This window comes from Pedobacter sandarakinus (assembly GCF_026240095.1).
Classification (GTDB): domain Bacteria; phylum Bacteroidota; class Bacteroidia; order Sphingobacteriales; family Sphingobacteriaceae; genus Pedobacter; species Pedobacter sandarakinus.
Window position 1 is genome coordinate 1,178,557 of the sequence record NZ_JAPIVG010000001.1, and the last position, 12,379, is coordinate 1,190,935.

Below are 12,379 nucleotides of genomic sequence, written 5' to 3' on the forward strand. Positions count from 1 at the left end.
TAAAAGAAGTTGATGTAATTCACTTCATTATTGGCTATATTGGACATTCAAATCAACTAAACTGAACAAATTGAAAAGAAAAGATTTCCTTTATTTATCCGGAATGGGAATGGGTGCACTTTTGCTTCCCAACCTCTCCGCATTCGGAACGCCTATAGATCCGCTTCAGGCACTGGATGGAGTTGATGCCAGCATCAAGAAAGCACTGGCAGATGTTGCCCTTAATGCCGCGAAAGCGAAAGGCGCATCTTATGCCGATATTCGTATTGGCCGCTACCTAAACCAATTTGTAGCCACACGCGAAAAGCGGGTACAAGGTGTAGCCAACACAGAATCATATGGTGTAGGTATCCGCGTTATCGCTAACGGATGCTGGGGTTTCGCAGCAACAAATAATGTAACAAAAGATGCAATTGCCAAAGCTGCGGAACAAGCAGTAGCAGTAGCGAAGGCAAATGCTAAAATCCAGGGCGAACCTGTGCAGCTGGCTCCTCAAAAGGGATTTGGTGAAGTTAGCTGGAAAACGCCTATCGAAATTAATGCCTTTGAAGTACCGGTTAAGGAAAAGGTAGACCTGCTATTGAATGTGAATGACATTGCCATGCAAAATGGTGCGAATTTCGTAAACTCGGTTATTTTTGCTGTTAACGAGCAAAAGTATTTTGCATCTACAGATGGCTCCTATATCGATCAGGATGTACACCGCATTTACCCCAATTTTAATGTTACCAGGATAGATCGGGCATCGGGTCAGTTCAAAACACGTAACTCTTTAAGTTCACCTATGGGTATGGGGTATGAATATATGCATGCTCGTCCGCAAGATAAGGTAAACGGGATAGTTACCCGCTACAAAGGTCGTTACGATATGCTTGAAGATGTGAAGGAAGCTGCCAGGGTTGCTTCAGAAAAAATAAAAGCAAAATCAGTTGAACCTGGAAAATATGACTTGGTTTTAGACCCTTCTCACCTTTGGTTAACCATCCACGAATCCGTTGGTCACCCAACAGAGCTAGATCGGGTTTTGGGCTACGAAGCGAACTATGCGGGTACGAGTTTTCTAACCCTAGATAAATGGGAGTCGAAAAAATTCAAATTCGGCAGTGATAAGGTAAATATTGTTGCTGATAAAACCCAAGTAGGCTCTTTAGGAGCTGTAGGTTACGACGATGAAGGTGTTAAATGTAAAAAGTGGGACTTAATCAAAGATGGTATTTTGGTTAACTATCAAGCCATTAGAGATCAGGCACATATTATCGGTCTTAACGAATCTCATGGTTGCTGTTATTCTCAAGGATGGGATGATGTACAATTCCAGCGTATGCCAAATGTGTCCCTTCAACCAGGTGCCCAAAAACTGAGTGTGGATGAAATGATTAAAAACGTAGAAAAAGGAATCTATATTATTGGTGATGGTAGTTTCTCTATCGACCAACAACGATATAATTTTCAATTTGGCGGACAAATTTTTTACGAAATTAAAGATGGTAAAATTGTTGGGATGCTAAATGATGTGGCATACCAAGCAAACACCCAGGAGTTTTGGAATTCTTGCAATGCAGTATGTGATGCAAGTGATTACCGTTTAGGGGGTTCGTTTAATGATGGCAAAGGCCAGCCATCGCAAAGTAGCGCAGTTTCTCACGGGAGTGCTACCACAAGGTTTAATGGAGTTAATGTGATCAATACAGCAAGAAAAATATAATTATGGCTATATTAAGTAAAGAAGAAGCCCAGGCAATATTAAAAAAGGTGGTTGGGTTCTCTAAAGCAGATTTCTGCGAAGTAAGCTTAAGAGGTTCAGACGGTGGAAATATTCGTTACGCTCGTAATGCAGTGTCAACTGCCGGACAAATCAGCACCATGAGTTTAGGGGTTAGCTCAACTTATGGTAAAAAAACAGGTGCTGCTACTATTAACGAGTTTGATGATGCATCGTTAGAGAAAGTGGTGCGCAGAGCGGAAGAATTGGCGATGCTAGCTCCAGAAAATCCGGAGTTTATGCCACTTTTAGGGCCTCAAACCTTTCAAGAATCTAAAACTTATAATGAAACTACCGCCGCCATGACACCAGATACTCGGGCAGAAATGGTTGGTAAAAGTTTAAGTGTTTCAAAAGCGGGTGGTCTTGATGCGGCTGGATTTCTAGAGAATTCTACCAGCTTTAATGCAATTATGAATTCTAAAGGATTGTTTGCCTACAATAAGGGTACAAATGTATCTTTTTCGGTAACGGTAAGAAACAAACAAGGAACGGGGTCTGGCTATGTTGAGCAAGACTTCAACGACCTTTCAAAAATGGATACACTTGCCTTGAGTAAAATTGCGGCAGGCAAAGCCAACGGCTCTGCGGGGGCGAAAGCGATAGAACCTGGCAAATACACCGTAATATTAGAGCCCTTGGCCGCAAGCGATATTCTGGGTAATATGTTTAGGGGTTTCGATGCACGGAGTGCCGATGAAGGAAGAAGTTTCATGAGTAAAAAAGGTGGAGGTACGCGATTAGGCGAACAGCTTTTTTCTGAGAATGTCAATATTTATTCCGATCCTTTAAATGCCGAGATACCTTCTTCTACATGGTCTGGAGATGGTTTACCAATCAAAAGAACGCAATGGGTAGAAAAGGGGGTGGTAAAAAACCTTGCCTATTCAAGGTATTGGGCTGCTCAAAAAGGTGTTCAGCCGCTTCCGTTTGCGCGAGGCGTAGTTATTGAAGGTGGAAATCAATCGCTTGAAGAGCTTATCAAAAGTACTGAAAAGGGCATTTTAGTAACTCGTTTTTGGTATATCCGTTCAGTAGATCCACAAACTTTATTACTTACCGGATTAACCCGTGATGGTACTTTTTATATTGAGAACGGAGAAATTAAGTTCCCAATTAAAAATTTTAGGTTTAATGAAAGCCCGGTAATTATGCTAAACAACGTAGAAGCTATGGGAAAACCTGTTAGAACAGCAAGTGGATTAATTCCGCCAATGAAGATTCGCGATTTTACATTCACATCTTTATCAGATGCGATTTAAATAATTGTAACAGCGGTGAGTTCTTCTCCGCTGTTTTTTTTAACCTCAAAAATCAATACATTGAGAAGAAGAGATTTTTTATACATGACAGGGGTTGGGTTGGGTACAACCATGCTTCCGGGCGTGCCCGCTTTTGCAAAGATGATATCCGTTGAGGAATCTTTAACACCCGTAGATGTTGCATTAAAGAAGAAAATGGCCGATGTAGCATTGAATGCTGCAAAAAGTAAGGGCGCAAGTTATGCTGATGTTCGCATTGGCAGATATTTAAATCAAGTTGTGGCCACACGAGAAAATCGGGTAGAAAACATTTCAAATTCAGAATCTTATGGTTTAGGTGTTCGTGTTATCGCCAATGGAAGCTGGGGTTTTGCGGCAACTAATAATCTGGATGATGATAGCATTGCTAGAGCCGCTGCAGCTGCGGTAGCCATTGCAAAGGGCAATTCAAAGTTAATGGAAGAGCCTGTGCAGCTTGCTGCCCAAAAAGGATATGGAGAGGTAAGCTGGAAAACCCCAATAGAAATAAATGCATTCGAAGTGCCCATAAAGGATAAGGTAGATTTGTTATTAAAAGTGAATAGTGAAGCCATGAAGGGAGGGGCAAAATACATCAACTCTAATGTTTTTATGGTTAATGAACAAAAGTACTTTGCCTCTACAGATGGCTCTTACATCGATCAGGATATCCACCGCATCTGGCCAACTTTTACCCTTACCAAAACCGACGCTGCCAGCGGTAAGTTCGAAACCCGCAATGCTTTAAGTGCGCCCATGGGAATGGGCTTCGAATATTTAAAAGCAAGCGAATCAGACAAGATTAAAGGCGGCCCGGTTACCATGTACAAAAAGCGTTATGATATACTCGAAGATGTAAGAGAAGCAGCGGTACATGTTGACGAAAAATTGAAAGCCAAACCTGTTCCTCCTGGTAAATACGACCTCGTGTTGGATCCATCACACCTGTTTTTAACTATCCATGAATCTGTTGGGCACCCAACCGAGTTAGACCGCGTACTTGGATACGAAGCAAATTACGCCGGAACCAGTTTCCTTACCTTGGATAAATGGGAATCTAAAAAATTTAATTTTGGTAGTAAGGAAGTAAATATCCTGGCCGATAAAAACGAACCTGGATCACTTGGTGCCGTAGGTTACGATGATGAAGGGGTAAAGTGTGGTAACTGGGACATTATTAAAGACGGAATATTGGTTAACTACCAAACCATAAGAGATCAGGCACACATCCTAGGCTTAAAAGCTTCGCAAGGCTGTTGTTACGCAGATAGCTGGGATAGTATTCAATTTCAGCGAATGCCAAATGTATCTTTAGCACCCGCAAATACAGCCTTAACTGCTGCAGATATGGTTAAAAATGTAGAGAAAGGAATTTATATGTTTGGAAGAAATTCTTACTCCATAGATCAGCAGCGTTATAACTTCCAATTTAGTGCACAGCTAGCTTACGAAATTAAAGAGGGAAAAATTGTGGGGATGTTTAAAGATGCGGCTTACCAGGCAAATACTCAGGAATTTTGGAACTCTTGCGTACAGCGCTGTGGTGTGAATGATTACCGACTTGGGGGAACTTTTTCAGATGGAAAAGGTCAACCCGGTCAGGTTAGTGCCGTATCACATGGTAGTTCCACTACCCGTTTTAATGGAGTAAGTGTAATTAATACAGGAAGAAGATTGGGGTAATTCTCAGGTTACAAACTGAGATAATCAGGATGTATCATCAATAAAGTATTTTATAGCCAGTGCTTTAAATACACATGGTGACAGATACTTTGAGTTGTTTTAACAGCTTTCTCATCTATCAATATAATAACTTGGTGATGATACATCCTTTACGAGCGCATCATGGTTAAATTAGCTAAACAATTCCTGTTCATCTCTGTCTGCAGTCGGAATTTTTTTAAGAAAGTCGTCGAAACCAGAGCCTAGATTATCTGAGTAAATACCATATGCATCCAAAATGTACCCAATGTTTTGGTCTTGATCCTCAACAAGATATAGTACCGAATTATCTGCCGGATCTGAATCTCCCTCAAAACGGTAAGTTTTAACAATTGTAAGATCCTCTGGCTTGTAAATCTTATCCAGTGTTTTACTCTGCATCTTACCGTGATCGCTCATTTTTAATTCATTATCTTTTCCATTTAGCCTCAGTTTCTCTAAAATTTGGCTTAGCGTATTCATTGCAATTGGACGTTCCATAGTTATATGATTTTGTTAGTATTTAAACAAGTCGCAATCTAAATGGTTTTAGGGCGATCTATTTAATGCCAAACTAAATGATTATCAAAGTGTTTCTAATTTTATTAAATCTTATATTATGAAAAAATACTTATTTACAATTGCAATTGCGGGGCTGCTTTTTAGTGCCTGCAGTAAAACAGAGAAAGAGATTGCTAAAGCAGATTTAGCCGAAACGGCAGATCCTTCTAAAAACATTGGCACTGTTAAGTTTTACGAACTCAGTGATGGTCAGATTAAAATGGACCTGGAAATTAAATATGCAGCAAGGGCAGATAGTACAGTTGCTGTACATTTTCACGAGCATGGAGACTGTGGCGATATGGGTGAAAATACTCATGGGCATTGGAATCCTACAAAAGAGAATCATGGTAAATGGGGTTCGGGTGCCTATCACAGCGGCGACATTGGTAACATCATGTTAGATGATAAAGGAGAAGGTAAAATATCAGTAACTACAGATAGATGGAGTGTTAAAGAGGGTGATATGAAAAACATCATTGGTAGGGGCATCATTGTTCATGGGGGAACAGACGACTACACAACACAGCCTACCGGTAATTCTGGTCCGCGTGTTGGTTGTGGTGTTATAGAAGGAATCTAAACGCTGGTAATCAATATAAATAATTTTACCGTTTTTATGCAATGTCTTCAAGTTTGTCATCATAGTTGAAAACCTAAAATTATGGCAACTTTAAATGAATCTCCATCCGGCAAAGCCGATAAAAGGAGAAAACGAACAATTGCACCTCGTGTAGATTTAACCGCAATGGTAGATTTGATGTTTCTGCTCACCACGTTTTTTATGCTTACCACATCGCTAGGTACGCTGAACGCTGCAGATGTTGCAAAGCCCGATGAGTGCGACGGATGTAATCTGGCTTATCCCGCATCTAGAACAATGACTATTCTTTTGGGCAAGAACCACAAGGCAGTAACTTACCTCGGCCTACCAAAGTCCGAAACTATGGCTGTAGTACCTGTTGAAAAAATTTACGGGGTAATTAGCCACAATAAGCAGATGGTTACAAGCTTGCACCTAAAACAGCCTGGTAAACATATGCTTGTTATCATCAAGCCTACGCATACGTCAAAGTTTCAGGATTTTGTTGATGTAATAGATGAGATGAAGATTGCTGATATAAAATCCTACGCTATAGATGATGAAAGAATAGGTAAGGTGGAACAAGATTTTATGACAGCAAAAGGGTTATAGCATTAAAAGCAAAAAGTCCTGGTTTACGCCAGGACTTTTAATTGATACGATCTAAATTAAATGTTAAATGCAGATTTCACCTGATCTACATAATCTAATTTTTCCCAGGTAAAAAGTTCTACAGAAACTGTTTTTTCCTCACCGTTAGGAGTTCTAAAAGTTTTACTTACGGTTTCTGGTGTTCTGCCCATGTGGCCATAAGCTGCAGTTTCGCTATAGATAGGATTTCTCAATTTCAAGCGCTGTTCAATAAAATAAGGGCGCATATCGAAAATAGATTCTACAATTTTTGCAATCTCTCCGTCTGTTTTACCAACCTGGCCGGTTCCGTAAGTATTAATGTAAATCCCCATTGGTTTCGCCACGCCAATAGCGTAGGATACCTGAACTAGAATTTCACTGGCAACACCTGCAGCAACCAAGTTTTTAGCAATGTGGCGAGTAGCATACGCAGCACTTCTATCTACTTTACTAGGGTCTTTTCCAGAGAAAGCACCACCGCCATGGGCACCTTTACCGCCGTAGGTATCAACAATAATCTTTCTGCCCGTTAATCCGGTATCACCGTGGGGGCCGCCTATAACAAATTTGCCAGTTGGGTTAATATGGTACTCAATTTTATCATTAAATAAGTGAGCATATTGCGGGTTGCTCTTAATAATTCTTGGAATTAAGATGTTCACCAAATCAGCTTTGATTTTAGCTAACATCGTTGCCTCTTCGTCAAAATCATCGTGCTGCGTAGAAATTACAATAGCATCAATACGAACGGGCTTGTTGTGGTCATCATATTCTAACGTAACCTGGCTTTTCGCATCCGGACGTAAATATTTAATTTCATTGTTCTCTCTTCTTAAAACGGCAAGCTCTTGAAGCAACTTATGCGAAAGATTTAATGCCAATGGCATATAGTCTTCCGTTTCATTGGTAGCATAACCAAACATCATCCCTTGGTCGCCTGCACCTTGTTCTTCTTTATTGGTTCTGTCTACGCCTTGGTTAATATCTTGAGACTGCTCATGAATAGCAGACAAAATACCGCAAGAATTTGCTTCGAACATATATTCGCTTTTCGTGTAACCAATTTTCTTGATCACATCCCGAGCAATTTGCTGTACATCTAAATATGTTTTTGATTTTACTTCACCAGCTAAAATAACCTGACCGGTGGTAACTAAAGTTTCGCAAGCCACTTTCGATTCCGGATCAAAAGCTAAGAAATTATCAATTAATGCATCCGAAATTTGATCGGCAATTTTATCTGGGTGGCCTTCAGATACAGATTCTGATGTAAATAAATACGACATTTATTAAGTGTTTTAATGATAAATAAACATTTATAAAAGTGCCAACCACCCCTGGAAACAGGTTTTAAATGATTTTAGGAGGTATTAGCACTTTTTTTTAAGTGGTTGCAATCCGTTTCGAAACGTGTTCGAAATAGCAAATCAGTCCACTTTTTGTGGCACAAAATTAGCATATTTTCTTTATTTCGAAAATTATAGATTATTTTGTACGCTCATTCTTTACGCTTTGCACACAAAGAACAATATCCTATTTATTATCAACCCCATTTCTGGTGGGAAGGGGAAGTTACGCATACCCGATTTTATTGATAAATATCTTGATAAAGAAAAGTTTAATGCCAACTTTACCTTCACTGAATATGTTGGTCATGCAGCTGAGCTTGCAGAAGAAGCGCTATCTAAGAACTTTGATATCATTGTTGCAGCCGGTGGCGATGGAACCATAAATGAGATTGGTACTAAAGTGCTTCAGCACAATAAAGTTTTAGGCATCCTGCCCTTGGGTTCTGGAAATGGGCTGGCAAGGTTTCTTGGCATTCCGAAAAATTTACATCAAGCTATTTTAGTAATTAATAAATTGAATATCGATAAAATAGATACTGCAATTTTTAATAAGAAATCTTTCTTTAACCTCGCAGGAATGGGATTCGATGCGCATTTAAGCGCTGCATTCTCCCGTGATAAAAAACGGGGGTTTGGTGGCTACGTAAAACTTGGTTTTAAAGAAATCTTCAGTTACAAAGCACAGCAATACGTAATTAACATTGATGGGCAGGAATATCATCGAAAAGCGTTTGCGATAAGTATAGCAAATTCATCTCAATACGGTAATGATGTTTTCATCGCTCCGGGCGCTTCTGTAAAAGATGGTTTATTGGATGTTTGCATTATCAAGCCTTTTTCACTGTTAAAATTGCCTTTGTTAAGCTACATCATGCTCAAGGGTACAGCAGAGCGTTCTGAAATGATCGAAATTATCAAAGGTCGGAAAATTAAAATTGCCAGACCAACAGATGGCGCCGTACATGTTGATGGTGAACCACTGCACATGGATTCCGAAATCGAAGCCGAAATTAATCCACTTTCGCTGAAGGTAATTGTTCCATAACGTTGCCTATTTCTATACCTTTGAAACATGAAATCTAAAAAAAATAGCTTAAGTGATCTTGGCGGCATCATGTTTTCTACCAATCCAGATTTTGAATACGAGCAGGAGGTAGACGATACCGTAACATTACCAAATAACCAGCAAGACCTGAGGGTTATGCTAGATAAGAAAAACCGTGGCGGGAAAGCTGTAACCTTAATTACAGGTTTTAGAGGTCTGGCAAATGATTTGGAAGTGCTTGGAAAAATGCTTAAAACCAAATGTGGCGTAGGCGGATCGGTTAAAGACGGAGAAATTATGATTCAAGGGGATGTTAGAGATAAAGTTATGGCAATCCTTCAGAAAGACAACTACAAAGTGAAGAAAGCAGGTGGTTAATGCTAGCTTATGGCTTGCATCCTATTCTAAGCAACATATAACCTTCTGCCACATTTCCCTTGCTCCAAACAATTTGCGCTAATCCATCTACTATTTTACATATTGTTAACTAATGATGGCAAATTACTTAGTGTATTTCTTATACTTTATTTGTCTTGTAAAATGTGATGTAAACTACTGTAAATAAATATGTTACATAATAGTGTATTTGCTACAATATGTAAATTTTTCCTTCAAAATTTTAGTTTTTTTAATAGATAAGCGCTTACTTTGCCTCACTAACTAACTTATTGTTATGAGCAAAAAGAAACTGCAAACGCCAGATTTAAGCTATTTAAATCTGAGCGAAAACATTGCCGTAAAATATCAATTATCTCCGATGGAGCTGGTTGATGAAGCCCTATTAAATAAAGAGGGAATACTCGCATCTTCTGGCGCACTTGCTGTAGATACAGGCAAATTTACAGGTCGGTCGCCTAAAGACAGGTTTATTGTTTGCGACCAGATTACGGCTGATGCTGTATGGTGGGGTGACATCAATATCAAATTCAGCCCGGAAAAATTCGATTTGTTGTTTACAAAGATCACAAGTTACCTGGCTGATAAGAAAATCTATGTTCGAGATGCTTCAGCTTGCGCAAACCCTGATTACGCCATTGCTATAAGAGTGATAACCGAAACGGCTTACCAAAACCTTTTTGCCAATAATTTATTTATCAGACCAGAGATCGATACCTTAGGAGCACAGCCAGAATGGACAGTTATTGCTGCCCCTGGTTTTTTAGCCGACCCATTGTTAGATGGAACCCGTCAGGAAAATTTCTCTATCATCAATTTCACCCGAAAAATGATCATCATTGGTGGCACTGGTTACACTGGAGAAATTAAGAAAGGAATTTTTTCAGTTTTGAACTTCATATTACCCATGTATGAAAACACACTCTCCATGCACTGCTCTGCAAATGTAGGTAAGAATGGAGATACTGCTATCTTTTTCGGCCTTTCTGGTACAGGAAAAACCACCTTATCTGCCGACCCGGAAAGAGGCTTAATCGGTGATGATGAGCATGGCTGGGGAAAAACATCGGTATTTAATTTTGAAGGCGGTTGTTATGCAAAATGCGTTGATCTTACTCAAGAAAAAGAACCACAAATCTATAATGCAATTAAGTTTGGAGCATTGTTAGAAAATGTAAATTTCTTTCCGGGTACTACAGATGTAGATTATGCCAATACCGAAAAAACAGAAAATACTCGTGTAGCTTATCCTATTGAATATATTGATAATGCAATTGTGCCGTCTATTGCTTCGGTTCCAAAGAACATCTTTTTTTTAACGGCCGATGCTTTTGGGGTATTGCCTCCCATCGCAAAACTTACGGTAGAGCAGGCCATGTTCCATTTTATGAGTGGTTATACAGCAAAGGTAGCTGGTACTGAGACCGGTATAACAGAACCACAACTTACATTTTCTGCTTGTTTTGGGAAAGCTTTTTTACCTCTTCATCCCTCTAAATATGCACAACTGCTTGGCGAAAAAATGAAGGAGAACAAGGTGAATGTTTGGTTGGTAAATACAGGCTGGACAGGAGGCGCTTATGGTGTAGGCAAACGTATGAAATTAAGCTATACCCGGGCCATGATTACCGCTGCTTTGAATGGAGGATTGGATCATCATCACTATAAGCAACATCATGTATTTAAGTTAATGATTCCCTTACACTGTCCTAATGTGCCTGATGAAATTTTGGATCCATCTAAAACCTGGGATAATGAAGAAGAATATTTTATAAAGGCCTATGAACTTGCAGATGCCTTTGCAGAGAATTTTAAGCAATTCGAAGCACCCAAAGTGTTAAAAACACACGAAGAAGAACTAAAATTGTGCTAAATGCACCTTTAAATGCATTTTTTCATCCAAAAATTTGCAAATCGATTTTTTTTTAGTTTTCATTGTGTAAGAATTGCCTCCGGCTGAGGCAATTTTTTTGTTATACACCCTATGTGGTTACCATAAACTAAATCTTAAGTAACGATTTAATTGTTTATTGATTTATTAATTTGTAATTTAAAATCAATTTATAAATTTGTTTTTCGCAACAAAATAAGATTACATGCGTTGTGTGTAGTACAAAAGAAAAAAACAGCTAAAAATTAAAAACAAGAACTAAAACTAAAATTCAAAAAAAAATGGCAAACGCACCAAAACCAACAACTGTTAAAAAAGAGAGCTCGTCAAGTGCATCTAATGTTTTCGCAACATTGGTTATTCCAATCTGTATCATCATCGGATTCGTTATCTGGAAATTTGTATTGGGAGACCCAGCTAACTTTATTGACAATAATCCTGAGAACTTACCATTACCAAACAACTATCCAGGTACAGCTTACAAAGGAGGTCCAATTGTAGCGGTATTAATCGGGTTATTATTAACAACAATTGTATTCTCAATCGAGCGTCTAATTGTTATTGGTAAAGCTAGTGGTAAATCAAGCTTAGATACTTTTATTATCAAAGTAAAAGGCTTATTAAATGCAGGTAACATCGATGCTGCTAAAGCTGAGTGCGATAAACAACAAGGTTCTGTTGCGAACGTAATTAAATCTGGATTGAAAAAATATAGCGAAGTTGAAGCCGATACAAATTTAGATGTTGAGCAATCAATTGTTGCCATCCAAAAAGAAGTTGAAGAGGCTACTGCTTTAGAAATGCCTATGTTAGAGCAAAACCTAACCATCATTGCTACATTAGTATCAATCGGTACGTTAATTGGTCTATTAGGTACAGTAACAGGTATGATCCGTGCATTCGCCGGTTTAGCAAACTCTGGTGCTCCAGATCAGTCAGCGTTAGCAGTAGGTATCTCTGAGGCCTTGATCAACACGATGACAGGTATTAGTGTTTCTACCTTGGCAATTATCATGTATAACGTATTAACTTCTAAAATCGACAAGTTAACTTACGCTATTGATGAGGCTGGATTCAGCATCGTTCAAACTTACGCTAGTTCGCATAAATAAAATTTTGAAAATATTTTTACCGGCTTTATGGAAAACCGGAAAAAAGATCATCATTATTAAAATTAG

General features: G+C 38.9%; 11 protein-coding genes. 9 read left to right on the plus strand and 2 right to left on the minus strand.

The genetic code is table 11. The annotated features are described in order from the left end of the window. The first annotated feature begins 70 nt into the window (after nucleotides 1-70). Genes OQ268_RS05045 through OQ268_RS05055 form a run of 3 tightly spaced genes read left to right on the plus strand, consistent with a single transcriptional unit; the run spans nucleotide 71 to nucleotide 4,725 of the window. A complete protein-coding gene (locus OQ268_RS05045) occupies nucleotides 71-1,705 on the plus strand; it encodes a TldD/PmbA family protein (RefSeq protein WP_265855011.1) in 1,635 nt (544 codons plus the stop codon). A 2-nt stretch (nucleotides 1,706-1,707) separates the two neighbouring features. Beyond that, nucleotides 1,708-3,024, plus strand: coding sequence for a TldD/PmbA family protein (locus OQ268_RS05050; RefSeq protein WP_265855012.1), 1,317 nt, complete (start codon nucleotides 1,708-1,710; stop codon nucleotides 3,022-3,024). A 60-nt stretch (nucleotides 3,025-3,084) separates the two neighbouring features. Further along, nucleotides 3,085-4,725, plus strand: a complete 1,641-nt coding sequence (locus tag OQ268_RS05055; RefSeq protein WP_265855013.1) for a TldD/PmbA family protein — start codon at nucleotides 3,085-3,087, stop codon at nucleotides 4,723-4,725. A gap of 171 nt (nucleotides 4,726-4,896) precedes the next feature. On the opposite strand, the gene OQ268_RS05060 is transcribed toward OQ268_RS05055, so the two are convergent. Beyond that, nucleotides 4,897-5,244: a hypothetical protein gene (locus OQ268_RS05060; RefSeq protein ID WP_265855014.1), complete on the minus strand. Its 348-nt coding sequence runs from the start codon at nucleotides 5,242-5,244 to the stop codon at nucleotides 4,897-4,899. Between the two features lie 118 nt (nucleotides 5,245-5,362). On the opposite strand from OQ268_RS05060, the gene OQ268_RS05065 reads away from it, so the two are divergent. After that, nucleotides 5,363-5,887, plus strand: a complete 525-nt coding sequence (locus OQ268_RS05065) for a superoxide dismutase family protein (protein ID WP_265855015.1) — start codon at nucleotides 5,363-5,365, stop codon at nucleotides 5,885-5,887. An 81-nt stretch (nucleotides 5,888-5,968) separates the two neighbouring features. After that, on the plus strand, nucleotides 5,969-6,499 hold the full coding sequence (locus OQ268_RS05070; protein WP_265855016.1) for an ExbD/TolR family protein: 531 nt from the start codon (nucleotides 5,969-5,971) through the stop codon (nucleotides 6,497-6,499). A gap of 56 nt (nucleotides 6,500-6,555) precedes the next feature. On the opposite strand, the gene metK is transcribed toward OQ268_RS05070, so the two are convergent. Next, a complete protein-coding gene (metK, locus tag OQ268_RS05075; RefSeq protein WP_265855017.1) occupies nucleotides 6,556-7,806 on the minus strand; it encodes a methionine adenosyltransferase in 1,251 nt (416 codons plus the stop codon). A gap of 226 nt (nucleotides 7,807-8,032) precedes the next feature. On the opposite strand from metK, the gene OQ268_RS05080 reads away from it, so the two are divergent. From OQ268_RS05080 to OQ268_RS05095, 4 genes are all read left to right on the plus strand, one after another. Continuing rightward, nucleotides 8,033-8,914, plus strand: a complete 882-nt coding sequence (locus tag OQ268_RS05080; protein WP_265855018.1) for a diacylglycerol/lipid kinase family protein — start codon at nucleotides 8,033-8,035, stop codon at nucleotides 8,912-8,914. A gap of 27 nt (nucleotides 8,915-8,941) precedes the next feature. Further along, a complete protein-coding gene (locus OQ268_RS05085) occupies nucleotides 8,942-9,292 on the plus strand; it encodes a translation initiation factor (protein ID WP_265855019.1) in 351 nt (116 codons plus the stop codon). A 295-nt stretch (nucleotides 9,293-9,587) separates the two neighbouring features. After that, nucleotides 9,588-11,183, plus strand: coding sequence for a phosphoenolpyruvate carboxykinase (ATP) (gene pckA / locus OQ268_RS05090; protein WP_265855020.1), 1,596 nt, complete (start codon nucleotides 9,588-9,590; stop codon nucleotides 11,181-11,183). Nucleotides 11,184-11,482: 299 nt separating this feature from the next. Next, nucleotides 11,483-12,313 (plus strand): MotA/TolQ/ExbB proton channel family protein, encoded by an 831-nt coding sequence (locus OQ268_RS05095; RefSeq protein ID WP_265855021.1) that lies wholly within the window; start codon nucleotides 11,483-11,485, stop codon nucleotides 12,311-12,313. Nucleotides 12,314-12,379 lie beyond the last annotated feature (66 nt).